This window comes from Ruegeria arenilitoris, assembly GCF_013035425.1.
Classification (GTDB): domain Bacteria; phylum Pseudomonadota; class Alphaproteobacteria; order Rhodobacterales; family Rhodobacteraceae; genus Ruegeria; species Ruegeria arenilitoris_A.
Map to the genome: position 1 here is coordinate 172,926 of NZ_WQHX01000006.1, position 26,677 is coordinate 199,602.

27 protein-coding genes and 1 riboswitch are annotated in these 26,677 nt (G+C 50.3%); of the genes, 15 read left to right on the plus strand and 12 right to left on the minus strand.

What is annotated here, in order from left to right; genetic code table 11:
* Window positions 1–59 precede the first annotated feature (59 nt).
* Complete coding sequence (locus GOV45_RS16905; protein WP_170479951.1) at window positions 60–707, minus strand: class I SAM-dependent methyltransferase; 648 nt, start codon at window positions 705–707, stop codon at window positions 60–62.
* Window positions 708–804: 97 nt separating this feature from the next.
* Between GOV45_RS16905 and GOV45_RS16910 the strand changes: the two genes are divergently transcribed.
* The 4 genes from GOV45_RS16910 to GOV45_RS16925 all read left to right on the plus strand — a co-directional run bounded on the left by GOV45_RS16910 (window position 805) and on the right by GOV45_RS16925 (window position 5,236).
* Complete coding sequence (locus tag GOV45_RS16910; RefSeq protein WP_170479952.1) at window positions 805–1,704, plus strand: LysR family transcriptional regulator; 900 nt, start codon at window positions 805–807, stop codon at window positions 1,702–1,704.
* A gap of 159 nt (window positions 1,705–1,863) precedes the next feature.
* Window positions 1,864–3,243, plus strand: a complete 1,380-nt coding sequence (locus GOV45_RS16915) for a metal-dependent hydrolase family protein (protein WP_170479953.1) — start codon at window positions 1,864–1,866, stop codon at window positions 3,241–3,243.
* A gap of 50 nt (window positions 3,244–3,293) precedes the next feature.
* Entirely contained in the window at window positions 3,294–4,058 is a 765-nt protein-coding gene (locus tag GOV45_RS16920; RefSeq protein ID WP_170479954.1) for a DUF3299 domain-containing protein, read from the plus strand.
* Window positions 4,055–5,236, plus strand: coding sequence for a carbohydrate porin (locus GOV45_RS16925; protein ID WP_170479955.1), 1,182 nt, complete (start codon window positions 4,055–4,057; stop codon window positions 5,234–5,236). The genes GOV45_RS16920 and GOV45_RS16925 overlap by 4 nt, the downstream gene beginning before the upstream one ends.
* Window positions 5,237–5,257: 21 nt before the next feature.
* Here the strand turns inward: GOV45_RS16925 and GOV45_RS16930 are convergent, their stop codons facing one another.
* From GOV45_RS16930 to thiB, 5 genes are all read right to left on the minus strand, one after another.
* On the minus strand, window positions 5,258–6,199 hold the full coding sequence (locus GOV45_RS16930) for a glutaminase (protein ID WP_170479956.1): 942 nt from the start codon (window positions 6,197–6,199) through the stop codon (window positions 5,258–5,260).
* Complete coding sequence (locus GOV45_RS16935; RefSeq protein WP_170479957.1) at window positions 6,183–7,616, minus strand: alanine/glycine:cation symporter family protein; 1,434 nt, start codon at window positions 7,614–7,616, stop codon at window positions 6,183–6,185. The genes GOV45_RS16930 and GOV45_RS16935 overlap by 17 nt, the downstream gene beginning before the upstream one ends.
* Before the next feature lie 221 nt (window positions 7,617–7,837).
* Window positions 7,838–8,530 (minus strand): thiamine ABC transporter ATP-binding protein, encoded by a 693-nt coding sequence (locus GOV45_RS16940; RefSeq protein ID WP_170479959.1) that lies wholly within the window; start codon window positions 8,528–8,530, stop codon window positions 7,838–7,840.
* Window positions 8,517–10,064 (minus strand): thiamine/thiamine pyrophosphate ABC transporter permease ThiP, encoded by a 1,548-nt coding sequence (locus GOV45_RS16945; RefSeq protein ID WP_170479961.1) that lies wholly within the window; start codon window positions 10,062–10,064, stop codon window positions 8,517–8,519. Before GOV45_RS16945 ends, GOV45_RS16940 begins: the two co-directional genes overlap by 14 nt.
* Complete coding sequence (gene thiB, locus GOV45_RS16950) at window positions 10,040–11,020, minus strand: thiamine ABC transporter substrate binding subunit (protein WP_170479963.1); 981 nt, start codon at window positions 11,018–11,020, stop codon at window positions 10,040–10,042. The genes GOV45_RS16945 and thiB overlap by 25 nt, the downstream gene beginning before the upstream one ends.
* A gap of 32 nt (window positions 11,021–11,052) precedes the next feature.
* Window positions 11,053–11,158: riboswitch (TPP riboswitch) on the minus strand.
* A gap of 332 nt (window positions 11,159–11,490) precedes the next feature.
* Between thiB and xylB the strand changes: the two genes are divergently transcribed.
* Genes xylB through GOV45_RS16965 form a run of 3 tightly spaced genes read left to right on the plus strand, consistent with a single transcriptional unit; the run spans window position 11,491 to window position 15,196 of the window.
* The gene (gene xylB / locus GOV45_RS16955; RefSeq protein WP_170479965.1) at window positions 11,491–12,948 is read left to right on the plus strand and encodes a xylulokinase; all 1,458 of its coding nucleotides are present in this window, start codon (window positions 11,491–11,493) and stop codon (window positions 12,946–12,948) included.
* Window positions 12,945–13,898, plus strand: coding sequence for an aldose epimerase family protein (locus GOV45_RS16960; protein WP_170479967.1), 954 nt, complete (start codon window positions 12,945–12,947; stop codon window positions 13,896–13,898). The genes xylB and GOV45_RS16960 overlap by 4 nt, the downstream gene beginning before the upstream one ends.
* Window positions 13,895–15,196, plus strand: a complete 1,302-nt coding sequence (locus GOV45_RS16965; RefSeq protein ID WP_170479969.1) for a cytochrome-c peroxidase — start codon at window positions 13,895–13,897, stop codon at window positions 15,194–15,196. The genes GOV45_RS16960 and GOV45_RS16965 overlap by 4 nt, the downstream gene beginning before the upstream one ends.
* Here the strand turns inward: GOV45_RS16965 and GOV45_RS16970 are convergent, their stop codons facing one another.
* Window positions 15,197–16,708, minus strand: a complete 1,512-nt coding sequence (locus tag GOV45_RS16970) for a CRTAC1 family protein (protein ID WP_170479970.1) — start codon at window positions 16,706–16,708, stop codon at window positions 15,197–15,199. It lies immediately after the preceding gene.
* Window positions 16,698–17,915, minus strand: a complete 1,218-nt coding sequence (locus GOV45_RS16975) for an ROK family transcriptional regulator (protein ID WP_170479972.1) — start codon at window positions 17,913–17,915, stop codon at window positions 16,698–16,700. The genes GOV45_RS16970 and GOV45_RS16975 overlap by 11 nt, the downstream gene beginning before the upstream one ends.
* Window positions 17,916–18,065: 150 nt before the next feature.
* On the opposite strand from GOV45_RS16975, the gene xylF reads away from it, so the two are divergent.
* The 4 genes from xylF to xylA are packed head-to-tail and all read left to right on the plus strand — an operon-like array spanning window position 18,066 to window position 22,561.
* Complete coding sequence (xylF, locus tag GOV45_RS16980; RefSeq protein WP_170479974.1) at window positions 18,066–19,085, plus strand: D-xylose ABC transporter substrate-binding protein; 1,020 nt, start codon at window positions 18,066–18,068, stop codon at window positions 19,083–19,085.
* A 57-nt stretch (window positions 19,086–19,142) separates the two neighbouring features.
* Entirely contained in the window at window positions 19,143–20,441 is a 1,299-nt protein-coding gene (locus GOV45_RS16985; protein WP_170479976.1) for a sugar ABC transporter permease, read from the plus strand.
* Window positions 20,441–21,244, plus strand: a complete 804-nt coding sequence (locus GOV45_RS16990; RefSeq protein WP_254448029.1) for an ATP-binding cassette domain-containing protein — start codon at window positions 20,441–20,443, stop codon at window positions 21,242–21,244. Before GOV45_RS16985 ends, GOV45_RS16990 begins: the two co-directional genes overlap by 1 nt.
* Window positions 21,245–21,256: 12 nt before the next feature.
* Window positions 21,257–22,561 carry a xylose isomerase gene (gene xylA, locus GOV45_RS16995; RefSeq protein ID WP_170480147.1) on the plus strand — a complete coding sequence of 435 codons (1,305 nt, stop codon included), beginning with the start codon at window positions 21,257–21,259 and terminating at the stop codon, window positions 22,559–22,561.
* 209 nt (window positions 22,562–22,770) lie between these two features.
* On the opposite strand, the gene GOV45_RS17000 is transcribed toward xylA, so the two are convergent.
* Together GOV45_RS17000 and GOV45_RS17005 are read right to left on the minus strand one after the other, a co-directional pair.
* Window positions 22,771–23,166 (minus strand): hypothetical protein, encoded by a 396-nt coding sequence (locus tag GOV45_RS17000; protein WP_170479978.1) that lies wholly within the window; start codon window positions 23,164–23,166, stop codon window positions 22,771–22,773.
* A gap of 10 nt (window positions 23,167–23,176) precedes the next feature.
* Window positions 23,177–23,464: a VOC family protein gene (locus tag GOV45_RS17005; protein ID WP_170479979.1), complete on the minus strand. Its 288-nt coding sequence runs from the start codon at window positions 23,462–23,464 to the stop codon at window positions 23,177–23,179.
* 76 nt (window positions 23,465–23,540) lie between these two features.
* On the opposite strand from GOV45_RS17005, the gene GOV45_RS23655 reads away from it, so the two are divergent.
* Both GOV45_RS23655 and GOV45_RS17015 read left to right on the plus strand, forming a co-directional pair.
* Window positions 23,541–23,828, plus strand: a complete 288-nt coding sequence (locus tag GOV45_RS23655) for a winged helix-turn-helix transcriptional regulator (protein WP_170479980.1) — start codon at window positions 23,541–23,543, stop codon at window positions 23,826–23,828.
* 110 nt (window positions 23,829–23,938) lie between these two features.
* Entirely contained in the window at window positions 23,939–24,574 is a 636-nt protein-coding gene (locus tag GOV45_RS17015; protein ID WP_170479982.1) for a GNAT family N-acetyltransferase, read from the plus strand.
* Window positions 24,575–24,730: 156 nt separating this feature from the next.
* Here the strand turns inward: GOV45_RS17015 and GOV45_RS17020 are convergent, their stop codons facing one another.
* A complete protein-coding gene (locus GOV45_RS17020) occupies window positions 24,731–25,105 on the minus strand; it encodes a hypothetical protein (protein WP_170479984.1) in 375 nt (124 codons plus the stop codon).
* 39 nt (window positions 25,106–25,144) lie between these two features.
* A complete protein-coding gene (locus GOV45_RS17025) occupies window positions 25,145–25,480 on the minus strand; it encodes a winged helix-turn-helix transcriptional regulator (RefSeq protein WP_217362460.1) in 336 nt (111 codons plus the stop codon).
* Between the two features lie 205 nt (window positions 25,481–25,685).
* On the opposite strand from GOV45_RS17025, the gene gstA reads away from it, so the two are divergent.
* Together gstA and GOV45_RS17035 are read left to right on the plus strand one after the other, a co-directional pair.
* The gene (gene gstA / locus GOV45_RS17030; RefSeq protein ID WP_170479986.1) at window positions 25,686–26,294 is read left to right on the plus strand and encodes a glutathione transferase GstA; all 609 of its coding nucleotides are present in this window, start codon (window positions 25,686–25,688) and stop codon (window positions 26,292–26,294) included.
* Window position 26,295: 1 nt separating this feature from the next.
* Entirely contained in the window at window positions 26,296–26,670 is a 375-nt protein-coding gene (locus GOV45_RS17035; RefSeq protein ID WP_170479988.1) for a nuclear transport factor 2 family protein, read from the plus strand.
* The last annotated feature ends 7 nt before the right edge of the window (window positions 26,671–26,677 follow it).

A 26,677-nucleotide genomic window follows, 5' to 3' on the forward strand; every position in this document is an offset into this window, starting at 1 on the left:
ACCAAGGCGGAGAATAATCATTGTGAACCAAGTGTCCATTTTCCAAAATTCGTGGGACTTCAGGTTTTACGAGCAATAATATACCGACTGAGCATCGTCCCGGCTTGATCGCCGGTCTCCAGAATTTTGAAACCTGCATCTTCGATCTTACGCTCTAGCTCCTTCGCGGACACGAACTTTACGAACGGAGCTTTACCAATGGCCTGCATGACCGGAATCGCCAGATGTCGGATCAACCCATACTTCAATCCTGTTTTGTTAGGTGCGCAAACAGTTTTGGAAATGAATAATCCTTCTGTTTTGGTAATTTTAGATATTACGGTCAGTGCTTCGTCCAGATCTGGCAGGAGGTGAAGCAAATTATGCGCCATAACAACGTCATAGCATCCATTATCCCGTGCATGGTCTTGTACTTCCGCCACTTTAAACTTCACATTTTCGGGACCACCCTGATCCAACTTTTCTTGCGCGATCTCAATCATTCCCGGTGCTATATCGGTCGCCGTTATATTGGCCACGTGTGGAGCAAGAAGCAACGCTGTCGATCCTGTGCCACAACCCATTTCCAATGCGTTATCGCTAGGCTTTAAGTGGGATTTGGTACGTTCAAGTGTATTTCGGTACCCGTCCATATTTCCAATCGGGCTCGCTGCGTATTTCCTCGATATTTTGCTCCAGAAAGCAGCATCTTTGGATATTGTAGCCATCTTTGGTGAACCTTTCGGATTTTGATGGCAGCACGCTTAACCTAAACGCATCTATTGAGAAATTGCGTCTTACTGCAGAGATGATATGCATTTATGCATGAATTGGCAGGCTATCAACTTTGACTGGAACCACGTGCGAACATTTCTGGTGACTGCAGAGAAAGGATCATTTTCTGCGGCCGCACGCGAACTTGGGCAAACGCAACCTACCATAGGACGCCAAATCGCCGCCATAGAACAGGAACTGGGCGTCAAGCTGTTTGAGCGGTCCGGTAAATCTTTAACGTTGACAAGCACGGGCAATGAGCTGCTGTCCCACGCAAGGGAAATGGCGGATGTCGCAAACCAAATTTCATTGACCGCAACAAGCCAATCCCAAACCATTGAAGGGCAAGTACGGATTACGGCCTCAGATGTTATGTCGGCCTACCAGTTGCCATTCGCGTTGAAACAAATACGCCGTGCGGCACCTCTGTTGGAAATTGATGTGGTCGCAGCCAATGACATCCGAAACATTCGACAAAGGGAAGCTGACATAGCTATTCGGCACGTACGCCCAACACAGCCTGATCTTATTGCCAAGCTGGTGGCCCAGGGCACTGCAAGCTTCTACGCTGCGCCATCTTATCTGGATCAGGTCGGGCGGCCAAAGTCCGAGGCGGAGCTCGCCAAACTGGACTTTGTTGGATTTTCAGATGTCAATACAATGATTGGCTTTCTGCAACCTGCAGGCGTTCCAGTAACAACCCAAAACTTTCGTATGACCTCAGCAAGCGGCATCGTCTCGTGGGAGATGGTGCGACAAGGTCTTGGCGTTTGTGTCATGTCGGATGATGTGGCGAACCTGGCACCAGAAATAGAACGGGTGCTGCCCGAACGTGAGCCGTTCACTTTTCCGATTTGGTTGGCCACTCATTCAGAGCTGCATACCGCACAGCGAATTCGGATTGTCTTTGATATTTTGGCAGACTACTTTGGTAATTACGCTAGGAGATAAAGTTTATACCCCGCTTAGGGCCAAGTAAAAGATCTCCGGTTTGTTGGTACTTGCATCCAAAGCCAATGCATCCAAGTCTGCCAGATTGACTCAAAGTCTCTCCTCCTATCATATTCAAAGAAAAATATTTTTGACTGAAACGGTCTAGCGGAGAGAGCAATGAAAAGTATATCATATAGCCTGTTGGCTGTTTGGGCTTTGGGCGGATCTGCACTTGCTCAAGACGAAGCGCTTGAACAGACTTTGTTCACCAACGTGCATGTCTTTGATGGCGTCAACGAACAAAGGATCGAGAATGCCAGCGTGTTGGTCGAAGGCAATCTAATCAAAACTGTTTCAACAGATACAATTGATGCCCCAAACGCCAATGTCATTGACGGCGGCGGTCGCACCCTTACCCCCGGATTTATTGAATTGCACGCACACCTAATGCTGATGGGGCCGACACTGCCGGCAATGGAAGCCAACACCACCTGGGAAGACTTTGCTATCCATGGCGCCCGGATGGCCGAAATGTACCTTATGCAAGGTTTCACCACGGTGCGGGACGCCGGAGGGGCGAATGGTGGGCTTCGCAGAGCAATAGACTCGGGACAGATCGAAGGTCCCCGCTACTATCCTTCCGGCGCGTTCATCGGGACACGCGGTGGTCACGCCGATTTCGCAAACTTCACCGCGCCACCGGGCTCAAGCACAAACATGGGTCGACTGAACATGGCGCAAGAGGTTAGCGGTGTTGATGATGTCTACAAATTCGCCCGCAACAACTTCCGCATGGGTGCGACGCAGTTGAAGTTCATGCAATCCGGCGGTGTCGTCTCGGCATTCGATCCCTGGCAATTGCTGGCCGGCTCCCCTGAAGAAATAAAAGCCGCTGTGCAAGTCGCGAATGAGTATGGCAGCTATGTGATGGCACACTCTTACAGAAAAGAAGCAATTCTGAATGCACTCGACGCCGGGGTAATGTCAATTGAACACGGGTTTTCGTTTGATTGCGAAATTGCCGAAGTCATGAACGAAAAAGGTGCTTATATCACCACGAACCTAACGGCTTTTGACCCGGGTCTTCTGGAAATCCCTGCGGTTGCAAACGTGCCTTCAAGCCTTGCAAAGGCCAAGTCAGCCTCGGCCACTTTTGCCGGTTACATCGACAACATGAAGGAATGCCCAGTGAAACGAGGGTTTCAGACCGATTGCGTCGGGTCGGTTGAGGCTTGCAACATACAAATCGCCTACGAAAAACATCTCAATAACGAGTTCTTTGGACCCTTTACCTCGATGGTTACACTGACTTCTACAGGCTGCGAGGTCGTCGCGTTATCTGGTGATTTCATGAATCCCTACACAGCTGGGAAATTGGGAGTGATCGAAGAGGGGGCCTATGCAGATATCTTATTGATCGACGGAAATCCGCTCGAGGATTTTTCGGTCGTCGGCACCGGAGATCAATGGTTCGGAGCCGACCTGAGGCCGGACAGCCCGGAAACCATCCGTTTAATCATGAAGGACGGCGTAGTTTACAAAAACACGCTAGATTAATGTCGTATCTGGTTCCACCTGGATTGCCAAAGATCGGGAGAAACTTAGGCATGTTTTTTCGTATAAAGGTCGCAGTGCTGACTTGTTTCTTCTGTGTCGGTGCCGGATCTGTTGTTTCTGCGGGCATCTCTGTAGACTGGGTCGATCTTCCTGATCCCACCGTTCAAATCTTTGAAGACCCCTATAGAGATCTGACGCCAGAGCAATTCGACGACGTGCTGCTTGTTGTGCGTTTGCGCGGTCGTCTCCAGCAAAATGCAGGCAGTGAGGAAGAACGGTTAAGGTGGCAAGAATTACTGACCAAAACCGAAGATGTTTTGGCAGACGATGGCGTCGACGTCGATTGGTTACTGTCCCAACGCGAGGTTGTTAAAGAACGGCGAGAAAAGGCTGCGACAGCTGGCAATCCATTATACGACGGGCGGACCGTCACGCTTGCCGGCTTTGCTATTCCGGCACCGCCGGACGCGAGCGGAAAAGCCATCGCATATCTGGTCCCTGAAAGGGGGATGTGCAGCCACATGCCGCCGCCGCCACCGAACCAAATGATCCGAGTTCAATTGAACGGTGATTGGACGCCTGCTTATTTTCACGAACCCGTTCGGCTGACGGGAAAATTGGAGATTGCTCCTTCCAATCACCAGATGGTAGTAGTCGACGGCCTGATGCCCATGCAAGCCACGTTTCAGCTTGAGGCAGCCAAAGTTGAAACGCTTGAGAGCCGCGAAGATCAACTGGAGTGGAGCGAAAGTGCCGCCAAAAAATTACGGGCCGCAGGCGCACGTAAAACCGGTGGTAGACAGGCGTCAGAATGATGAAATGGTGCCTCGCTCTGTTAATATCTTTTGCTGGTGCTTCAATCGCTGTAGCTCAAGGATTGTCGGGCCCTTCGTCCGTGGTCGCCGAACTAGAGCCAGGTGATGGTTTAACCGATCCCCAATATCGTTCAGATTTTCCACGAAACGTAGCTCCTGGTTGGTTTGCGTGGAAGGACAAGCTTGGCGAAAACGGTTTTCGGTTCTCGATCGATTATCTTGCCTTAGGACAAACGACTGACGCCGATTTAGGAGAGGGAGAGGCCGCAAGCGGTATCGCTCGTTTCTTTGGCAGTTGGCAAGCAACTGATCTGGGGTCGCTGACGTTCAAGATTGAAGATCGGCACAGCTACACTGATGTGGCTCCACAGTTTCTTGGTCTGGACGGCGGTGCATTATCGATTACCGGTACCGCCTTCAATGACAATGGCTTGCTTTTGACGAACCTGTTTTGGACCCAACGCGCCGGAGATGGTTCTTGGACGTTACAAATCGGGCAGATCGATGTGACAGATTTTGTTGACGTTTACGGGCTTGTCAGCCCCTACAGCGGATTTCAAAACCTGTCTTTTAATACAAACCCAACCATTAACACGCCGAACCAAGGGATCGGCATCGCCGGAGGTCTCAAGCTCAGTAGTAATTTTTACGCCGTAGCTAGTTTGGCCGATGCCGACGCTGATCCTTCAAACCCTGACTTTGATGTTTTTAGCGATGGAAACCTCTTCAAATCTTTAGAGATTGGCTACACTTCGGGCTTTGACCGCATCTATCTCGACAACGTCCACCTTACGCTTTGGCACGCGGATGGCTCTGAAGACCAAGGCCGCGAAGAAGACTATGGCACCGCCTTTTCAGCAGCGTGGTTTGTAGGAAATCAGTGGATGCCGTTTTTTCGCGCAGGGGCTGCCAAGGGGACGGCCGCTCTGTACGACCGTTCCGTCTCAACTGGCATAGGATATTATGGTCGGAACACAGATCTGGCCGGACTGGGCCTGAATTGGGCCGAAGCGCGAGGGGTCGACGGAGATCAATTTACGTTTGAAGCCTTCTATCGATTTTCTATATCGCCCGGGCTTCAAATAACACCGTCGGTCCAATTTATCTCGGACCCGTTGCTAAATCCTGATCAGGACAACATCACACTTTTTGGATTACGAACAAGGATCGTTTTCTGACCACGCAACGCTGCCGGAATTTCAAAAGACGGACCACCCCAATCTACGTGTCAACTCTTCTATCGCCTTCAATGCCAGAACAGAGTTTCCCTTCTCGTCCAGCCCCGGACTCCAAGCAGCCAACGAGGCGACGCCGGGTACAATGGCCACAATGCCGCCTCCAACGCCGCTCTTGCACGGTAGTCCGACCCGAAATGCAACTTCCCCCGAAGCATCATAACATCCACATGTCATCATTAACGAATTGATGCGCCGCGCCCTTTCCGGAGTAACACCAAAACGTGATGCCCCCTTATCATTGCCCCCAGCGGCCAAGAAACGTGTCGCAAGTGCAAGCTGCTGACAACTCATCTCAATGCTGCATTGACGAAAGTAACTTTCTGTTACCTGGCGCACGTCACACTCAATGTTGCCTTCAGCCAGCATGAAATAGGCCAACGCCCGATTTCTGTCGCCCGTTGCAACCTCCGACTGAAAGACGTTTTCGTTAACGTATATCGTGTGGTCGTCGGCCAGATCTTGGCACAGCTGCAAAACCGGATGATTTTCAGCAGCTTCCCGCGACTTCAGGGTAATAATGTCGGAAACGACAATTGCGCCCGGATTAATGAATGGGTTTCGTGGTTTTCCACGTTCAAATTCAAGTTGAACGATAGAGTTGAATGGATCACCCGAAGGTTCACGCCCAACGCGTTGCCAAAGTGCCGCTCCAACGTGACCAAGTGCCAAGACCAAACTGAATATTTTGGAGATACTCTGGATCGAGAATGGTACCGCACTGTCACCTGACGACAGCACAGGTCCACCAAGCGGCGCCACAGCAATTCCGCACCGGTTCAGGGAAACATCAGCAAGTTCAGGAATATAGCTGGCGGCCGCTCCCCGTTCTGTTTCAAAGCGCATCCGATCAACGATGTCGTCAAGAATTTCTTGAAAACGCACTGGATCAGGTGGCTGAAACATCGTCGGTCTCATTCCATATATTCTTCGAGATGCCCTTTGGCTTTCCGTCAAAGTTCTCTAGAATAAATGTTGGTTCTTTCCCGGACTTACGCTGATCGAAATAGTCTTTGGTCAAGCGATAGACAGTTCCAGACAATAACAAAATCGCGGTTATATTGATTACAGCCATCAGGCCCATCGCAGCATCTGCAAAGTTGAAAACGGTTGCTACTGTTTGAACTGAACCCCATACGACCATCGCCAGACATCCTGACCGCAAAATCGTCATTGCCACCCTTCCCTCTAACCCAAGGAAAACCATCGCGTTTTCTGCGTAGGAATAGTTGCCGAGTATCGATGTGAACGCAAAAAAGATAATTGCAACAGCAATAAAATAGGTCCCGGTTGGTCCAAGATGGACGTCTAAAGCGTTTTGCGTCAACTGCATTCCGGTAGCTTCTCCACCGGCTAAAGCACCTGACAAAAGGATCATCAGTGCGGTGGCGGTACACACAAGGATCGTGTCGACGAAGCAGCCAAAAGCCTGAACCATTCCCTGGCTGGAGGGATGGTGCGGTGACGGCGTGGCGACAGCGGCAATGTTAGGTGCTGAACCCATTCCGGCCTCGTTAGAAAACAAACCGCGCTTGATTCCGTTCAACATTGCGGCCATCACTCCACCAGCGACACCGCCTGCTGCTTCTTGCAGTCCAAGAGCGCTAGACACTATGAGCCAGAGCAATCCCGGCACTTCTGAGAAGTTCAAGACCATAACGACAACGGCGATCAAAAGATATCCGCCTGCCATGAATGGCACCACGATTTCAGCGACCCTAGCTATCGCCTTGATACCCCCAAAAATCACGATCGCAGCAATTACGGCTACGCCAGCTCCAACCCATAACTTTTCAAGGCCAAAGGCACCGGACAAGGCTTCTGCGATTGAGTTCGACTGGACCGCGACAAAAATCAGCCCAAAACTCAGGATAAGGCAGATCGAAAACAACACTCCTGCCCAAGGCGCATTCAACCCCTTTGATATATAGAAAGCGGGCCCTCCACGAAAATCGCCTGATTTGGTCGTTATTTTGTAGAGCTGTGCCAAGGTACTCTCGGAATAAGCCGTAGCCATCCCGACCAATGCCACCATCCACATCCAAAATATTGCACCAGGTCCGCCCAGCGACAAAGCCACTGCAACACCGGCGAGGTTTCCTGTCCCAACGCGGGAAGCAAGGCTGACGGTCAGTGCCTGAAAAGGCGTTATTCCGCGCCTGTCCGTTCTGGGGGCCGAGGTTATGACACGCAGCATTTCTCCGAAATGCAGAAACTGAAGGGCGCCAAGCCGGATCGTAAAAAATATCCCGGCGCCCAACAGCCCGTAGATAAGGACATAATTCCAAAGTATTCCGTTTAATCCGTCGACAATAAATTCCATTCCGGGCTCTCAAAAACAAACTGACATTTTTGATTCAGGTTATTCGCAATTCACGAATATTCAAAATCAGCCTTCGAAATGTCCCGGCTCTATCGGCGTCTGGCAAAAGTCGTCTTTGGACAGGTCAGGCCGCTCCAATGATTTTGAAATCAGGTCGATAGAGGAAGGAACTCTTCTGATTGTGTGAAATTTTTTAGTAGCTGGCTACACAGTACCTGACTTCACCCAAGATAATCGCGTAAGCTCGTCGGTGGATTATTCAGCAAATGTTCCGTCGGCTCTGGCGGATGGGCTATTCCGTCCGCGACCAAGATAGACTTGTTCGTGATGCGCCGCGCATCCTGCGGGTCGTGGCTAATCATCAACAATGTTTTGTTAGTTCCCGAAATAAGTTGAGCCACAAGATCCAGCATTTCGGCCTTCAACGCAGGACCCAATGCGGCGAAAGGCTCATCTAGCAACAACAGGTCTCGTTGCTGAACCAACACTCGCGCCAAGGCCACACGGCTTTGTTGTCCCCCTGATAACTCAAATGGTTTGCGAGTGCCCATCCCCAATAAGCCGACGCGACCAAGCGCGGAGGCGACCAAAGCGCGTTCATCTTTAGAAACACGCCCGTTCGGACGAATACCCAACGACACATTCTGCTCAGCGCTTAAATGCGGAAAAAGATTGTTGTCTTGAAACAACGAGGCCACCGGACGTTTCCCCGGAGGCCGTTTTGTCAGGTCCTCTCCATCCCAGAATATTCTGCCACCCTTCACATTACGAAACCCGGCGATAGCTTCAAGTAGGGTGGATTTGCCCGCTCCGGAAGGACCGATGATCGCTACGCACGAGGCATCTGCGACTTCAAGGTTTGCCCTTAGAACGAAATCACCGTTTGCGATGACGCATTCATCAAGTCTCAACATGCCATCGACCTCCACGATCTAGAACCCAAAACGATCCCATGGACAGCATCAGCAATAATAGCGCGCCTCCGGCCGCGGCCTGAATCTGATAGGCACCCATCAGACGATAGATTTGCAAAGGCAGAGTTGCCACCTGTGCATCTGCGAACAAAGCGATGACACCCAAATCTCCCATTGAAAGTGCCATTGCCAAACCAGCCGCAAATCCGATCTGTGCCCGCATGCGAGGCAGCAAGACACTCGCAAAAAATACATGGCCTTTCATGTCGAGCGAGAGAGCGAGCCGACTGTACCGAGTAACAGTTTCCTGCGCTGCCGGAACAAGAATTCGCAACGCGAAAGGCAAGGCCATAACTGCGTTAACCAACGCGGTGACCGGTAACGCCACCGCAGTTGGATTCACAAAAGGTCTGATCAGAATAAACAAACCCGTGCCGATTACCAATGGCGACGCCGCCAAACCGAGAATCCCGATCAGCTCAACAAAGCTGTGCCGCCCGACTGCCACAGCTGCGGCCATTGGCAATGCCAGGAACAAAAGGATGGAAGTACTGGCAACAGCCACTGCAACCGAAATAACTGCCGCCTTGAAGACCTGAGTCGGCAATTCTAATAACCCCACAACGCCGGAAATCACCACTGACGACAGGGGCAACAGCAGAAAAGCCGCAGTGGCGGAGATCCAAAACGTATCGATTGCTGGGGAGCCCCCGTCCCATCGACGAATTGCCCTGTCAAGCCCTGTTCGAAATCCTTCTTTCCGCGTAAATCGCAACGCGACCAATGCCGCGGCAGCCGTCAATGCCAATTGGACAGTGGACAAAAGCGCAGCGCGACCCAAATTAAAATCGTAAGTAAACGCCTGATAGATTGCGAGTTCAATCGTTGTTGCGCGCGGCCCACCGCCTAACGTCAACGCGACAGCGAAGCTGGTCAGGCAGATCGCGAAAACTACTGCCAGAACGCTGGGTAGAACGCGCTTCAGCATCGGCCACTCAAGCAATCGAAACATTGCCATACCCTTGCAGTTCAGCTGCGCAGCTAGCCGAAACTGTTCAGCCGGAATTTCCTGCCATCCCTGAAGAAGAAGACGAGTCGCCAAGGGCAAGTTGAAGAATACGTGTGCCAACACCACACCGTGTAATCCGTATACACGGATGGCCGGAAGACCAAAGAAGCCCAAAGCTTCAGAAATCCAACCTGCCCTTCCAAATACTTGTAGAATGCCAAGTATTGCAACAATGACCGGCAAAACAAACGGAGCCCCTAACAAGGCTATCAATACCTGCCTGCCAAAAAACCTCCTGCGCGCCAGTGCACGTGCAGTCGGGATGGCAAGGCCAGCGCTGATCACCGAAGACAAAACTGCCTGTGTCAGCGTAAAACGCAAGGCAGCCCAGTCGGAAAACGCAAACATCCCACCAGAGTCAGCACGCAGGGCAACTGCTGCCAAAGTACCCAGTACCAGTGCAGCAACAAGCGTGGCTGCACCGACACCGGGTAGAGGGCTTATTGGCTGAGCGCGCTCAGCCATTCCGAAATTGCCTGTTCACGTTCTGTTGCGGCCTGATCCGGCTCAAACAAAAGCGCCTTTTGGGGGACAATCAAAGTCTCGAACCCCTTAGGCAGCCCATTGGCCGGAGTTACCGCCGGAAACATCCAGTTGGTCGTTGGAATAATCTGTTGGAATTTGTCTGACACCATAAACTGCAAAAATTGATCAGCAAGTTCGGACTGATCGGTATTCGCCAGTTTTGCGGCAACTTCGACCTGCATGTAGTGACCTTCGTCAAAGGACGCGGCCGCCTTACTGTCGTCTTCTTCAGCGATCAAATGATAAGCGGGAGATGTGGTGTAGCTGAGGACCATGTCAGCTTCACCTTCAAGGAAAAGTCCATAAGCTTCTGACCACCCCTTGGTAACCGTCACGATATTGTCGGCCAAGCCCGCCCAAATTTCCGATGCCTCCTCGCCATATGCTGCCTTGACCCACAAGAGCAGGCCCAGACCCGGCGTCGAAGAGCGAGGATCTTGGATGATGATCTTAGTATCACTATCTGCCAATTCACGGAAGTTAGCAGGGGCTACCGCATCGGCATTAAGAACAAACGCGAAATAACCCCAGTCGAATGGCACAAATACTTCGTCCGACCACTCGATCGGGAGGTTGTACTCTGCAATCACCGAATGAGGGGCAAAAAGACCGGTTTCCTTTGCAGATGTGATCAGGTTGTTATCAAGCCCAAGCACGACATCGGCGTCTGTGTTTTCGCCCTCAAGACGAATGCGAGACAAAAGCGCCGCACCGTCTTCGATGCCAACAAGGTTCAACTTGCAGTCGCAAACCTCTTCAAACGCAGTTTCCACTTGCGGACCTGGTCCCCAATCCGAAACAAAACTGTCATACGTGTAAACGGTCAGCTGAGGTTTGTCGGCGGCAAAAGCCGCTGTTGCACTCAGAAGTCCCGCAGCAATTAGCAGATGCTTCATGTCATCCTCCATTGCGGCGAGAGGGCAAGGATGGATGAAACCGTCACCTTTCCCTCCGCCGGTTCTAGCCGGTTCAGGTTCAACGGGTTCGTCAAACGACGTCTCAGCGCGGCTTGCCGCGCACCCCGAGGTAAAACTGTGATTAGGAGGAACTGGAAGAAAATACAACCAAAACCAACTTCATCTAATCCTATCTGACAAAACCTACTGACGAGTCCCCGCATATCTTGACCGAGGAATGTTGTTGAAAATGCGACCTTGTATTTTCCGAAGTCAGTTTGGGTAAAACAGGGGCTTGAATTTACTACATTACATACGAATCCGAATACGTAGGAGCGGAAGAACCTGCCACATTTTTGAAGTCAGGGATAGGTATGGTAAAGGTTCCAAACTCGTGAAACTTTTGTTGACAAGACGTCTTTACGTAATAATTTTACCCACTGAAATAATAATCGAAAGAGGGGCGCAAAGTGTATCTTGGGTTGGACTTGGGAACGTCGGGGCTCAGGGGAATTCTTATGGACGAAGCGGGTGTCGTAATTAGCGAAGCCGAAGCTGCCATTACAACTTCGAACCCCAAACCCGGCTGGTCCGAACAATCTCCGCTGGACTGGGTGGCCGCTTGCGAGAAAGTAATCGGAAATCTTCGCTCGTCCAATAACAAGGAATTTTGCGCGCTAAAAGGAATAGGCCTTAGCGGACATATGCACGGGGCGACATTGCTTGATGGTGAAGGCAATGCCTTGCGACCCTGCATCCTTTGGAATGACACAAGGTCCGCAGACGAGGCGAAGAAGCTCGACCAATATCCGGAAATGCGAAAGATTTCAGGAAATATCGTCTTTCCTGGCTTCACCGCTCCAAAACTGGAATGGGTTAGGTCACACGAGCCTGATATCTTTTCCAAAACCGCCAAAGTTCTATTACCGAAAGATTACTTAAGACTTTGGCTAACCGGGGAATATGTCAGTGAAATGTCCGATAGCGCGGGAACATCGTGGCTGGATGTTAACGCGCGGACTTGGTCGAATACAGCACTCGAACTAAGCAATATGCGTCTCGATCAAATGCCTCGCTTACTTGAAGGGAGCGAGTCTTCTGGCGAGCTTCGGCCCGAACTGCGACAAGAATGGGGTTTGTCCGAACCTGTCATTGTTGCTGGTGGCGCGGGCGACAATGCTGCGGCGGCGTGCGGGATCGGATGCATAAACGAAGGCGATGGATTTTTGTCCTTGGGTACGTCGGGTGTTTTGCTTGTAGCCCGGGAATCCTGCAGCCCTGCACCAGAGACCGCAGTTCACAGTTTTTGCCATGCAGTGCCTAACCGCTGGATCCAGATGGGAGTTATCCTTTCTGCCACTAACAGCTTGAACTGGCTTTCACGCAATGTGGGCCAACCAGTTCGCAGGCTGGCTTCCGATTTGCCCCAAAACATAACTGGCCCGTCTTCGATAACATTTCTGCCGTATTTGTCAGGCGAACGGACTCCTCATAACGACAGCGCAATTCGTGGCGCGTTTATGGGAATAGATGTTGCTACCGAGCAGGCAGACCTCACCCAGTCCGTGATGGAAGGTGTTGCTTATGCAATGAGGGACTGCCTTGAGGCTTTAAAGAACACTGGCACACAGCCGTCCAACTTACTCGCTGTCGGCGGAGGGGCCCGGTCCCGGTATTGGCTGGAAACCCTTGCCACGGTGCTGAACACACCGTTGACATTGCCTAAAGGAAGCGAAATCGGGGCAGCAAAAGGCGCGGCGCGATTAGCTGTTTGTGCCGCTAACCGCTCCTCTCCTGCCGACGTCATGACACCTCCGGAGCAACAAGAAACTATCAAACCAATACGCGGCTTAGCCGATGTTTATGAGACCGGGTACCATCGCTACACTCAGTATTATTCAGCGCTTTCACCGTTGGCCGCACGATGAGACTGCAAAGCGAAGATCGCGACCCCGATGAATGTACTCTGCTAACTGACGGTCCGATGACCGTTTCCTTGTTGAGCTATGGAGCAATTACGCAAGGCTGGTGGTACGACGAAATTCCTTTGATCCTTGGATACGATGATCCAAAGGCGTATTTGACCGACAAGAATTACATGGGCGCAATTGTTGGACGCGTCGCCAACCGGATCGGAGGAGCCAAGTTTTCTTTGGGGACATCCCATTTTGAACTAAACGCAAACGAGGGCCGAAATACCCTGCACGGTGGACCGGCTGGTTTATCTCATCGGTATTGGGACATCTCACGAATTTCGCCGTCCGAAGCTCGGCTTCGTTTGACCTCACCGGATGGGGACAACGGTTTTCCTGGTAAAGTAAAATTTGAGGTTCAGGTAACTCTTGAGTTTCCAAAACTAGTGTACTCGTTTCACGCGCAACCTGATCGTCCAACACCTATTAGCATTACTCAACACAACTACTACTCTTTAGGCAGTACAACGGGAATTTCCGAACATAAACTTATGCTCGACTCAAATCAGTTGCTTGAATTCGACGAGGAACACGTCCCATCTGGTAAAATCTGGAATGCGGCAGGCACGGGTTTGGATTTTTCATCAGCAACGGTAATTGGAACGTCCTCACCTGACTTAGACCATTACTACCTGTTTGATAACAATGGAAAACCGGATAACTTGGTTGCAGAATTGGCCGCCCCTTCAGGAGTGACCTTAAGTGTTTTTTCAGATCAACCCGGAGCCCAAGTCTATTCTGGAGCCAAGCTGAAAACTCCGTTTTATCCCAGAGATGGGCTGTGCATTGAACCGTCGGGATATCCCAATGCAATTAATATCCCATCCTTTCCCTCTGTAATATCTACACCAGAAAATCCTTACTGTCAGACACTTACGCTGGAAATTTCCGGGTGCCAGACATGATCTACAAATTGCTTATTTCGATTTTAGGTGTTTTGCTGGTGATGTCATCTGGCGCTCGGGCGCAGTCGTTAGGACCGACCCCGGAATTCGTCACTCCGGACCTATCAAGTGTTAAGCTGGGGCAACTACTCTTTTTCGACCCTATACTTTCAGGCAACAAAAATATTAGCTGCGCAACCTGTCATCACCCAAAACTAGGTACATCAGACGGCTTATCCCTTGGCATCGGAGAGGGTGGTATTGGTTTGGGAACCGAGCGACTGATCGACCTAACGAATATTCCAGAACAGCGAATTCCTCGCAATTCGCCTGGTCTTTGGAATCTGGGCGCAACGGAATTTACGACATTCTTTCATGACGGACGACTTGAGACAGATCCAGCGCAGCCGAATGGTATAAGAACGCCTTTGGGCATGCACATGAGACCGGGTTTTAAATCTGCTTTGGCGGCACAAGCCATGTTCCCGGTATTGTCGCCGGATGAAATGGCAGGGCATTATTCAGAAAATGACGTTAGCAAAGCTGTCCGAATGGGGTTCCTAACACAAGTAGGCGGTGCATGGGATCTGATCGCAGCACGTGTTGATGCAATTCCGGAATACGAGCGGCGGTTTGAAGAAATTTCGCCGGGTGAAGACATCACCTTCACCGCGATAGCGAATGCGATCGCTGATTTTATCGTCTTTGAATGGCGCGCTGACAACAGCGCCTTCGACAGATCAATGCGAGGTGAGGAAGCATTGTCCGAGGAAGCGAGCCTTGGCTTAAAGCTGTTCTACGGAAAGGCAGGGTGCAGCGAATGCCACTCTGGGTGGTTCCAGACAGATCACAAATTTCATTCTATAGCGATGCCGCAGATTGGGCCGGGAAAAGCGGCGCGATTTGAGAACCATGCCAGAGATGATGGACGACTGCGTGTAACCGGCAATCCGGAAGATGCATTTGCGTTTCGCACACCATCTTTGCGGAATGTCACGTTAACGGCGCCGTACGGGCATAATGGTGCTTTTTCACAACTCGAAGACATCATACGTCATCATCTAGACCCTTCTACATCCTTACGCACGTACTCCGTCGAATTGGCTCTGTTACCTGAGATCCCGAAATCTGACGACACGCGGTCGCTATTGGACTCGGCTCAGCTAAATGCGATCTTGGACAGCAATGACCTGCCGGAGATTAGCCTGACAAATAAAGAAATCAGCGCGATCTTGGCCTTTCTCGGCGCTCTGGAAGACCCTGCAAATCGGTTGGGTGTTCCGAAAGAGGTTCCAAGCGGTCTGCCAGTTGAAAATTAGTTACCTAGTTACTCTGACTATCTGGTTTGGGGTATAGGCCTGCCAGTCACCTTCGACGCCATCGGGCCAAATGACCCTAACTGTAACAAGCTCGTCATAACCAAGCCCAAAATGATGAAGACCTGCAATCCCGCTTGCGTGGCCTCCTCCAATAGTTATTTCTCTGACTTGCCGTCCAATCGAAGTTTCGATCTCGATAAATCCACCCACCGCCATTCGATTGGGTCGCTTCTGCACGACATCCAACATCAACCAGTTCCCAGTTTGGAGCTGGTTTTGATAGACTTCGAGTTCACTTCCCCGATTGACTACCACCAAGTCCAGTTTGCCGTCGTTGTTCAAATCCATGATTGCCGCGCCACGGGACTTGGACATGGATGCGATGCCCGCTTCAACCGAAGCTTCAAAGAATTGACCGTCCCTTTGTTGCAATAACATGTTGTTAGGATCGTAAAGGGCAGCATCGGGCATCTGCTCAACATTTCCTTTGGCTACGAAAATATCGTCTAAACCATCATTGTTAAAATCGCCGAACTGGGCGTGCCATCCAGTCGAAGGGCGACCGTCGCCCCCTACGTGTGGCCTGTGGGCCGTTGTACCTTTTTCATAAGTTGCGTCGCGCCATGTTGGCCCATCGACATCGGAGTCGAAAACCTGAAGTTTCTGATCGCCCATTGATGTAAGGTAAACTTCGGGAAACCCATCGCCGTTTAGATCACGTGACGCGATACCCATCCCCCAGATTGAGTATGGCATCCATCCCTCTTCAAGCGAATAAAGCCGTGGCGCAGGTTCCATGGCCCATAACTGTTCTTGCCCATCGTTGACATAATAATGCCGGTCATTACTGACCCGAAGGTCTGCACGGCCGTTTCGTGCCCAGTCTGAAAACAGGATGGACAGTGAGCAGTGACCTGGCTCCAAATGTTCCGGCTTGCGGTATTTCCCTTCCTCTGGGCGATAAAGAACAGTTGGTCCGCAGGTTCCGAAAGGACCATTTGGATCGAACCGATCAACATAGGTTCCAAACGCCAAAGTAGGCAGTGTTTGTCTGCCTTCCCATGTCGCCGAGAAACCTGTTGTCCAATGATCCTCGGCCTGAAAATCAAATTCACTGAATGGGCTAAATTCACAATCAAGATTGCCTTTAAACAAAAGGTCATCGCCCACGCGCAAGACAACAAGATCAAGGATGCCATCGCTATCGACATCAATCGGATAACCCCCGGTCACCCCAGTCAGTGACAATTCATCAGGTGTATCGATTGTAAACGAAATTTTGTCGGAGGATGTGTTTTTGAAAAGTTGAGATCGATTGGAACCGCCCGCCACAAATAGCTCGGGCAATTCGTCACCATTGCAATCGAAAACGGCTACACCTCCACCGACGAAATGTTCCCAACCACCGTCGTATACATGTGCAGGAATTTCTACTGTCGCAAAACTTGGGATTTTTGTCTCGGCATCGGCAGCCGTCGCGACTACGATCGAAACGATAAGCTCAGGCCGCATTCGTCGGCAACTCTTTGACTTTAAGAATCGACACCTGTTCGATGCCGTATGCAGCCGCGCCCTTGGCCCACATCAGATCACCCCAGTGATGTACTTTTATGTCGGGCAAAGGAGCATCTACGTTGGCTACTCCGCTCTGAATCCGATCCATGACTTCGTCCGAACACAAATGTTCAAAACTCATCTGGGCGCCAGACAAAATGATGCACTCTGGGTCAAACAAGTTGATCAAATTGGAGATCCCAAGACCAAACATCTGACCGGCTCGATTCAGTACTGATATCGCCATTTGCTCACCCGAGTTGGCCCGTTCGTGTATATCGGATACCGTTTCTGGCTTTCTATCTTGCGTCGCAACGGTCATCTCTCTGATCAGAGCATAATCACCGACGTAAGCTTCAAGGCACCCTCGCTGACCGCATTGGCACAAAGCACCATCCAGTTGAACTTTTGCGTGGCCAAATTCAGCTCCACACCCGCGCTCTCCTCGGTATAGTTTTCCATCCAGCACAATTCCAAGGCCGACACCGTGTTCGATTGTAACGACAAGAAAGTTCCTGAGCCCGATTCCCAATCCAAAAAGCTGTTCCGCCTTTGCAACCAGATTTGCATCATTTTCGATAAACGCAGGGCAGGGAATATATTCCTTGAACAATCGACTAAAATCCACGTTTCGCTCGGTCAAGGATGACGACCAATGAACAAAATTCCTTTTTGCATCCACCAGTCCTGCTATCCCAATTGATACACCAGACAAGTCACCAATCGTCATTTCTGTCCGTGAACAAGCCTCTTCCAGTGCAGTGTATATTGTTTTCACCAAATCGCGTGGCGACATACTGGTTTTGTTCAAGGAATGCGTGTGCAAGGTGACTTCTTTGCCTTCAAAGTCGACCAACAAAACTGAAATTACTTGTCGTGCGATTTTCAAACCTGCAACGAAATAAGAGCTTCCGTCCAGTTGCAGTAAAACTCTTGGCCTGCCTCGTTTCGCAGATTTCGACTTTGATTCCCCTACAACCTCTTTGATCAACCCGGCTGAAATTAGATCGGCGGTAGCAGCGGTAACCGTTGCAGGGCTGGTATTCAAAGCAGTGGCAATATCAATACGCGATGTCGCCCCTCTTGTTCTAATGTGTTCGAGAACCCGCAAGCGGGTGGCATTCCTTTGGTCCAAGGAAACCGGCGAGTCCTTGTTGCTTAGCATTCTTTCCTCGCGAATCTCGTCATTTGGTCAATCTATTAGGAAATTCACGCGCCCGATAGGTTAAATATTTTACCCGCTGAAATAAATATGGTACTCAAAATTCGAGAGTCACGAATCACGACAGGATGACTCGGCATTTGGGAGGAAATCATGAAAAGAATTCTCAGCTTTTCGGCTGCGGTTGCATTGATGGGCTCGGCTGTTTTTGCAGACCCCGTTGTTGGCGTAAGCTGGTCAAACTTTCAGGAAGAACGCTGGAAGACAGACGAAGCGGCGATCAAATCAGCATTAGAAGCAGGCGGCGCTGAATACATCTCAGCGGATGCTCAATCGTCTTCTGCAAAACAGCTGTCGGACATTGAAAGCCTTATCGCTCAGGGTGTGGACGCACTGATCATTCTTGCACAAGACGCACAAGCAATCGGCCCGGCAGTACAGGCCGCTGCTGATGAGGGTATTCCTGTCATAGCGTATGATCGATTGATCGAAGACGATCGTGCGTTCTATCTGACTTTTGACAATGTCGAAGTTGGCCGGATGCAGGCGCGTGCAGTCTTTGACGCGATGCCAAAGGGTAATTACGTCATGATCAAAGGGTCGCCGACCGACCCGAATGCCGATTTCCTACGGGGCGGACAGCAAGAAATCATTCAGGCTGCAGTTGACAGCGGAGACATTGTAATTGTCGGTGAGGCATATACTGACGGCTGGCTTCCGGCAAACGCGCAGCGTAATATGGAACAAATTCTGACAGCGAACGAAAACAATGTCGATGCCGTTGTTGCCTCTAATGACGGAACTGCCGGCGGTGTTGTAGCTGCTCTGACCGCACAGGGCATGGAAGGTATTCCCGTCTCGGGACAGGATGGCGACCATGCGGCGTTGAACCGGGTCGCTTTGGGAACCCAAACAGTATCGGTTTGGAAAGACGCGCGCGAACTTGGGAAAGCGGCAGGCGAAATCGCAGTGGCTCTTAGTGGCGGTACCAGCCCAGGTGACATCGAAGGCGCGGTCAGCTGGACATCGCCTGGTGGCACCGAGATGAATTCGGTATTCCTTGCCCCGGTACCAATCACAAAAGACAACCTTTCGGTCGTTGTAGATGCCGGTTGGATTCCACTAGCAGACCTTTGCCAGGGTGTTGAAAACGGACCTGCACCCTGTAACTAAAACACGCTGTCCCCGGCCCTCAGGTCGGGGACACTAGCTGAATATGAAAGATCGGAAATGACCGAAACTTCGTCTCAGCCGGTTCCTCAAAAAGCAAAGGCCAGCCTATTCCAACAATTGGAATTGGACATGCGGCTTTTGGGAATGATCGGCGCGTTCGTCATCCTTTGCATTGGCTTCAACATCGTCACAGACGGGCGGTTCCTTACACCGCGAAACCTGTTCAACTTATCGATTCAGACCGTGTCAGTGGCAATTATGGCGTGCGGAATGGTTTTCATAATCGTCACACGCCACATCGACCTGTCAGTGGGTGCACTGTTGGCAACGACCTCTGCAGTAATGGCAATGACTCAGACCGAGTTATTGCCCCACATGTTGGGCATGGGTTTGAACAATCCGGCAACCTGGGCAATCACAATTGTAATCGGACTTTTGGTCGGAACCCTGATCGGAGCATTTCATGGGTGGATGGTCGGCTATCTTACGATCCCGGCATTCATTGTGACTCTTGGCGGATTTCTGGTTTGGCGAAACGTTGCTTGGTATCTGACCAGCGGACAGACTATCGGCCCCTTGGACAGCAACTTTCTAAAGTTCGGCGGAACCAACGGAACATTGGGCACCACGGCAAGTTGGATGTTTGGTTTTCTGGCCGCGGCAGTCGCAATATGGGCATTGTGGAGCAGCAGGCGAGCAAAAGCTGCACACGGTTTTCCCGTCAAACCAGTTTGGGCGGAGTCAACCCTTGCAGCTATCATGACAGTCTCCATCCTGGGTTACGTTTACATTGTAAACAGCTACCAAATACCTACCCGCAGATTGGAACGCATGTTTGAGGCACGCGGCGAAACAATGCCCGAAGGGTTAGTCGTTGGCTACGGCATTCCAATTTCGGTTCTAATTCTGATCATTGTGGCAGTCATTTTGACAGTTGTGGCGCGTAAAACGAGATTTGGTCGCTATATATTTGCGACTGGTGGCAATCCCGACGCCGCTGAGCTTTCCGGTATCAACACCCGGTGGTTAACCGTAAAGGTTTTCGCTCTTATGGGATTCCTTTGTGCCGTTTCAGCAGTGGTCGCCTCTGCGCGATTGGCCAATCATTCCAATGACATCGGCACGCTTGACGAACTAAGGGTGATTGCCGCTGCAGTCATCGGAGGTACAGCCCTGTCAGGTGGAATCGGGACGATATACGGCGCGATATTGGGCGCACTAATCATGCAGGCCCTTCAATCTGGCATGGCCATGGTAGGTGTCGACGCACCGTTTCAGAACATTGTCGTCGGCACTGTTTTGGTCTTGGCCGTCTATATCGACATTGTCTACCGCAAGCGTTTGGGGGCAAAGTGATGCAAGATCAGGACACAAAAAATACGACCGCAAATATGGGCCGGGGGTCAGGTGCGCCTCCGTTAGTGGAAATGCGCGACATTTCCATATCATTCGGCGGTATCAAAGCGGTTGATCACGTCTCGGTCGATCTTTACCCCGGTGAAGTTGTTGGACTTTTAGGCCACAACGGAGCAGGCAAATCGACGCTGATTAAGGTTTTGTCTGGTGCCTATCAAATGGACCAAGGCGAAATTCTGATTGACGGCAAGCCAGTCGACATTGACAACCCGCGTGACGCCAGGGCCAACAACATCGAAACTATCTATCAAACTCTGGCTTTGGCTGACAACTTGGATGCAACATCCAATCTCTTTCTCGGACGAGAAATGGTCACTCCGATGGGGTTGGTAAATGACGCCGCGATGGAGGCTGAATGCCGAAAAATTATGGCTCAGTTGAACCCAAACTTTCAAAAGTTCAACGATCCGGTCTCAGCCCTATCCGGTGGACAAAGACAGTCGGTTGCGATTGCCAGGGCGGTTTATTTTAACGCCCGAATTTTGATTATGGACGAACCAACCGCTGCGTTGGGGCCACACGAAACACAGATGGTTGCCGACTTGATCCACCAGTTAAAGGCACAGGGAATAGGAATTTTTCTGATCGATCACGATGTGCACGCCGTTATGGAGTTGTGTGACCGGGCATCCGTTATGAAGAACGGAAAACTGGTAGGAACAGTGAACATCGCCGATGTGACAGACGATGACCTTTTATCCATGATCATCCTCGGCAAGCAGCCCGGGCAAACGGCAGATTAGGGGGCAACTATGATTAGTGATTTCTTTGAGGGGATTGAAAAAGCCCAATTTGAAGGCGCGGAAAGTACAAACCCGCTGGCCTTCCGCCATTACAACCCGGACGAGATAGTCTTGGGCAAGCGCATGGAAGATCACTTGCGATTTGCCGTAGCGTGGTGGCATTCGTTTGCTTGGGAGGGAGGAGACCCTTTCGGCGGCGCCACATTTGAACGCCCATGGCATCCCCAGGATGACATGGGACGGGCCAAGATGAAGGCCGATGTGGCGTTCGAGATGTTTGAAATTCTTGGACAACCCTATTTTTGCTGGCACGATGCCGATATCCGACCCGAGCAGGGGGATTTTGCTGCCAACCTGAAGACTCTTGAAGAAATCACCGACTATATCGGTGAAAAGATGCAATCGGTTGGCACAAAGCTTTTGTGGGGAACGGCGAATATGTTCAGTCATCGCCGCTGGATGGCTGGCGCAAGCACCAACCCTGATCCTGATGTGTTTGCTTTTGCTGCTGCCACCGTGAAGTCATGCATTGACGCCACCCATAAGCTCGGCGGAGAAAATTATGTGCTGTGGGGCGGGCGTGAAGGATACGAGACCCTTTTGAACACAGACATGCAAGCAGAGCTCGATCACATGGGCCGTTTTCTGAGCATGGTTGTCGACTACAAGCACAAGATCGGATTCAAGGGAACCATTCTGGTAGAACCCAAGCCGCAAGAACCATCAAAGCACCAGTATGACTTCGACGCGGCAACCTGCATCGGGTTTCTAAGAAAATACGGACTGGAAAACGACGTAAAGCTAAACTTGGAACAGGGCCATGCTATCTTAGCCGGCCACAGTTTTGAGCATGAAATAGCGGTGGCCACCGCAGAAGGAATGCTCGGTTCCATCGACATGAACCGGAACGATTATCAGTCTGGCTGGGACACAGACCAATTTCCCAACAATACGCCCGAAGTTGCCTTAGCCTACTATCACATATTGAAGTCAGGAGGTTTTTCGACAGGGGGAACAAACTTTGACGCAAAACTGCGCCGTCAGTCGATTGACCCACAAGACCTAATTGCAGCACATATTGGAGCCATGGATATCTGCGCGCGAGGGCTTAAGGCGGCAGCGGCAATGGTCGAGGACGGCGGCCTGGAAATGGAGTTGGCGAAGAGATATTCAGGTTGGCAAACAGACGAGGCTCAGTCCATGTTGGAGTCTGGCCTGGAAGAAATTACTGCTCGTGTTTTGGATCAAGGGATAAATCCCAAGCCGTGTTCGGGACAGCAAGAGTATTTGGAAAACTACGTAAACCGATTTGTCTGATCGAAGCAGACAGCAGGACGTTTGAGGACAAAAAAGACATCCCGGAAACGTTCACGAAAAACAGCAAATTCTGATAATGGCTTCTTCACCAAGACGCAAACAAGCTCAGACCAAAGCAAGGACTCGGTCAACGCTCTGGCCGAGTCAACTTTTACAGGCAATCCGAAGAGGAGACGGAACCAATTGCATGGTTGCGGCATCCCAATGCATCAGATCTCAGCTCGATAGATAAGGCTCAATAGAAAGGCATAAATTCCAAATTGAAGCGCGAGATACCCTGTCTCCAACAAAACAAACCCACCAGCATTTGGCACATTTTGTTTCGCAACAAAGGCCAGCACATGTGATGTCCAAAAGAAGATCCCCATCAACGAGGAAAACTGAAACGCGCGAACCATTCCAACGCTACCGGTGTGAAACAACGGAAAAATCGACGCGAGAGCGATCCCCTGAATCACAATTGTCAGCAAGCCGATGAACACGTTAGGTTCGCCAGCAAAATAACCAAAACTCTCGTATTGTTCTTTAAACAAACCAACATGCCACCCAAGGGCGAGCGGGAATACCACCAGAATATAGGCGATCGAGGAAAGAAAAGTTTTCATCGTCCAGTCCCTATGCACCGGACGCGCGTTTCCACAGCGCGATCGTTGCGCCACCGGGGTCAAGGATGAATGTGGCTACACCTGCTGGGCCTTGAAGATCCTCTGCGATAATGGACGCACCGCGATTTTTGGCGTCAAAAACTGCCACAGGCAAACCATCGACTTCCAAAAATGGCACCCAGCCCGATACCGATTCCATTTCATCCGTGATGGCTGCAAACGGTTTGTCTTGTCCATTAAGCGTCAAGAACGTCATTTTCCCAATGTCGTCCGGTACCCAGCCAAAAGTCTGCTGCATAAACTCATTTGTCTTGGCGCGTTTAGTACTGACATTATCGAACCATACGAAAGGAGAAGGTATTAGCTAATTCCTCTTGTTTTTTGCAAATCGCCTGTCCAAACTTGAAACTGAAGGAATATTCGACCGAGAGGTTGATCCCCGCAAAGCCAGCAGGATTTGCTACTTTCCGACGGGAAAAGCTCGGGACCTTCTCCCTGCCCTACTCAACTTGATGTTATGGTCGACGAAGTATGATGAAAATACCGAAGCGCCAAACTCATTCGCTGAGGAATTGCAGAAAGATTTTTCCGGAGCGGTTGCCTGGTACGAAACAGAGATTGAGCGAGTAAACTCCGAGATTTTCTCAACCCCTAAATCGTGACTTGATCGAATGAGTCCATAATGGAAATTCGTCACTGTACCGTTTTGATTGCCCAACCAAACGCCTCAGGATTAAAAACTTGATATGTCCTAAGCGGCCATCAAAGAAAAATGTTTTTTGCACCCGAAGCCGACCCAGAAATATTTTCTGTAACGGTGCACTATGTCGGTGGCAGTCAACTCGATTTCCTTAACTCCCAATTCATAACGTTAACAAAGGCAGAAGCCATGGTTGCACAAATAGTGATCCGAGGGTTCGAAAAAGGTGACATAGACGATGTCAGGTCCATCTTCATAGAAGCAAACCGTGATATCGCGCCGAACGACATGGCCGATGCTTTCGAGGATTATATTGTCATAAGCCTGCAGAAGGAATTCGATGATATTGAAGGTTACTATTCCGATCGAAACGGTGGATTCTTTGTCGCTGAATTGAGTGATAGAGTGATTGGAATGTACGGACTTGAAACGGTTCGAGACGGGGTTGCCGAATTGCGGCGAATGTACTTGCGGCTTGATTCAAGAGGAATGGGCCTAGGCAAAAAGTTGTTCGATCATTCAATTCGCACCGCTCGCTCAATGGGTTTTACAAAGTTACTTTTGAGTACCTCAGAGCTACAGCTGCCAGCCTTAAATTTGTATCGATCTTATGGCTTACGAGAAACAAAAACTGAAACAGCAGAGAAACAGTCGAACAAAACAATCGGCGGAGGAATTATTCGCTATCATTTCGAAGCAGACCTCTGACATGTTGCGTAGTTATGAACCGGTAGTGAAATCAACAACTCAACTGAACAACGTCGCTCACAAAAGTCGATTATTGTAACTTCGCGACAAATTATAGTCACGAATAGGCAATTGAATGCGCTAACGGGAATCGAAACAGTCTTTTAAAAGGTTGTTCTACTTTCGAGCCAAAATGTAAGCTTGTATGCTTTGGGAATAGACCACATCGTTATCCTCGGGCGAAACTATCTCACTATCGTCATACGGATCAAACGACATATAAAAGTTATCGTTTTCCAAAACGATAAACTTGAAGCGTTCCACAATACCAAACGCGCAGTCAGACGAATGGTGGAAATTGTAACTTTCGCATCCACAAAACCTAAGAAGCACCTTTTTCCAGTCAGACTGGGGACGCATTAGCAGCTGAATTTCCACTATGGCTAGGCTACCGTGACCAAAAATCCTAATTTCTTCAATTTCTGTGTCCAGAAATGAGTTCTCACCAACAAACTTATCAAGAATATTAGTATCTTCAGAAATCAAGTCCATTCAAATGACCACGTTTCGACTAAATACAGACGCGACGTTTCAAACAAGCTGCGTTTCCTCGTCAACTTGGTATTTTTCGTCCTCACCCTTGAGTTTCCTACCGACGGCGACAATCGCCTCAATCGCTGGCAAAAGCTCTGCGCCTAAATCAGTCAATTCATATTCAACTGTCGGCGGATGCGTTTCCACTACAGTACGCCGTACAAGGCCGTTGTCCTCCATCTGTTTCAAACGTGAGCTCAGCATCTTTGCGGAAACTCCGGGAATATCCGCACGAAGTTCCGAAAACCGGCGGGCGCCTCCGGCAAGGTACCAAATGATATTGGGTGTCCACGTGCCTCCGATCAACTGCATGCATTCGCTGAGTGGGCACATTGGATCATGTTTTTTTGAAACATTTTTTCTTCTCTTCAACGGCAATTCCAACTCCTTGTTTGGCATCATGGCGAATTGGTCACTTGGTTACCAACTCGTTACCTTAAAGTGCAGTAACATGTTTTTAGCTGGTTACCAAATGTTATCGCCTTGATTAGCTATTGCAAGCAGGCATTTCGCCTGATCCTTAACATCGGAGAACCTAATGGAACTTTTTTATACACCAGGTGTCTGCTCGCTTTCCCCGCATATCGTCTTGCGTGAAGTTGGCGCTGAATTCGATCTCACTCAGGTGAACCTGGCAGAAAAAACAACAGATAAAGGTGGCGACTACAAAGAGGTCAACCCAAGAGGTTACGTCCCTGCCCTGCGCGTATCGACCGGAGACGTGATCACAGAAGGATCTGCGATCATTCAGTATCTGGCCGATCAGTTCCCTGAATCCGGACTGGCCCCCGCGGCAGGTACAATCGAGCGCGCGAAATTGCATTCTGCACTGAACTTTGTTGCGGCAGAAGTACACAAAAGCTTTGCACCTCTGTTCGACGCTTCTTCAACGGACGAATTGAAAGAAGCCGCGCAGAAAAAAGTCGTGTCGCGCTTTGATATGGCAGAGGACATGTTCAAAGACGGCCGTGAATACCTGATGGGCAGCAAGTTCTCCATCGTGGACGCTTATCTGTTCACCGTCTCGACCTGGCTGCAAATGGTTGGCATCGATATCAACCAGTGGCCAAATGTGTCTAAGTTCGCTGATCGCATCCGTAACCGCCCCAGCGTTCAGGCTGCCATGAAGGCTGAAGGACTCATCTGATATGGCAAAGTCCGACATCGCAGAAATCGAGCACTTGATCGATGAGTACTTTGAGTCCTTGTATCACGCGGACTCAAAGCGCCTGAGCAAAGTGCTGCACAAGCATGCCTTGTATGCGACAGCAAGCGACGAGGAATTGCTATTAATGGATATGCCAACCTATTTCGGAGTGGTTGATCAGCGCGAGCCTGCTTCGGAGCGCGGCGAACCTCGCATTGATCAAATTGTTTCGATTGACTTTGCAGGCCCAAAAACCGCGTTTGTTAAGTACCTCTGCACCTTGGCAGGAAAGTCATACATCGACTTTCTGACCTTGGTGCGAGATGAGGGTCGTTGGCAGATCATGTCGAAAATTTTCCACTACGAACACGTCTAAGAGGAAA

Excerpts from the sequence above, each read along its gene's own strand:
- gstA (WP_170479986.1), top strand. The coding sequence starts at position 25,686 with ATGGAACTTTTTTATACACCAGGTGTCTGCTCGCTTTCCCCGCATATC.
- GOV45_RS16910 (WP_170479952.1), top strand. The coding sequence starts at position 805 with ATGAATTGGCAGGCTATCAACTTTGACTGGAACCACGTGCGAACATTT.
- GOV45_RS16925 (WP_170479955.1), top strand. The coding sequence starts at position 4,055 with ATGATGAAATGGTGCCTCGCTCTGTTAATATCTTTTGCTGGTGCTTCA.
- GOV45_RS16970 (WP_170479970.1), bottom strand. The coding sequence starts at position 16,708 with ATGCGGCCTGAGCTTATCGTTTCGATCGTAGTCGCGACGGCTGCCGAT.
- xylF (WP_170479974.1), top strand. The coding sequence starts at position 18,066 with ATGAAAAGAATTCTCAGCTTTTCGGCTGCGGTTGCATTGATGGGCTCG.
- GOV45_RS16940 (WP_170479959.1), bottom strand. The coding sequence starts at position 8,530 with ATGTTGAGACTTGATGAATGCGTCATCGCAAACGGTGATTTCGTTCTA.
- GOV45_RS16920 (WP_170479954.1), top strand. The coding sequence starts at position 3,294 with ATGTTTTTTCGTATAAAGGTCGCAGTGCTGACTTGTTTCTTCTGTGTC.
- GOV45_RS17035 (WP_170479988.1), top strand. The coding sequence starts at position 26,296 with ATGGCAAAGTCCGACATCGCAGAAATCGAGCACTTGATCGATGAGTAC.
- GOV45_RS16930 (WP_170479956.1), bottom strand. The coding sequence starts at position 6,199 with ATGTTTCAGCCACCTGATCCAGTGCGTTTTCAAGAAATTCTTGACGAC.
- GOV45_RS16975 (WP_170479972.1), bottom strand. The coding sequence starts at position 17,915 with ATGCTAAGCAACAAGGACTCGCCGGTTTCCTTGGACCAAAGGAATGCC.
- GOV45_RS16915 (WP_170479953.1), top strand. The coding sequence starts at position 1,864 with ATGAAAAGTATATCATATAGCCTGTTGGCTGTTTGGGCTTTGGGCGGA.
- GOV45_RS16960 (WP_170479967.1), top strand. The coding sequence starts at position 12,945 with ATGAGACTGCAAAGCGAAGATCGCGACCCCGATGAATGTACTCTGCTA.
- GOV45_RS17000 (WP_170479978.1), bottom strand. The coding sequence starts at position 23,166 with ATGAAAACTTTTCTTTCCTCGATCGCCTATATTCTGGTGGTATTCCCG.
- GOV45_RS16905 (WP_170479951.1), bottom strand. The coding sequence starts at position 707 with ATGGCTACAATATCCAAAGATGCTGCTTTCTGGAGCAAAATATCGAGG.
- thiB (WP_170479963.1), bottom strand. The coding sequence starts at position 11,020 with ATGAAGCATCTGCTAATTGCTGCGGGACTTCTGAGTGCAACAGCGGCT.
- GOV45_RS17020 (WP_170479984.1), bottom strand. The coding sequence starts at position 25,105 with ATGGACTTGATTTCTGAAGATACTAATATTCTTGATAAGTTTGTTGGT.
- GOV45_RS17005 (WP_170479979.1), bottom strand. The coding sequence starts at position 23,464 with ATGCAGCAGACTTTTGGCTGGGTACCGGACGACATTGGGAAAATGACG.
- GOV45_RS17025 (WP_217362460.1), bottom strand. The coding sequence starts at position 25,480 with ATGTGCCCACTCAGCGAATGCATGCAGTTGATCGGAGGCACGTGGACA.
- GOV45_RS17015 (WP_170479982.1), top strand. The coding sequence starts at position 23,939 with ATGTTTTTTGCACCCGAAGCCGACCCAGAAATATTTTCTGTAACGGTG.
- GOV45_RS16935 (WP_170479957.1), bottom strand. The coding sequence starts at position 7,616 with ATGGAATTTATTGTCGACGGATTAAACGGAATACTTTGGAATTATGTC.
- GOV45_RS16945 (WP_170479961.1), bottom strand. The coding sequence starts at position 10,064 with ATGGCTGAGCGCGCTCAGCCAATAAGCCCTCTACCCGGTGTCGGTGCA.
- GOV45_RS16985 (WP_170479976.1), top strand. The coding sequence starts at position 19,143 with ATGACCGAAACTTCGTCTCAGCCGGTTCCTCAAAAAGCAAAGGCCAGC.
- GOV45_RS16965 (WP_170479969.1), top strand. The coding sequence starts at position 13,895 with ATGATCTACAAATTGCTTATTTCGATTTTAGGTGTTTTGCTGGTGATG.
- GOV45_RS16990 (WP_254448029.1), top strand. The coding sequence starts at position 20,441 with ATGCAAGATCAGGACACAAAAAATACGACCGCAAATATGGGCCGGGGG.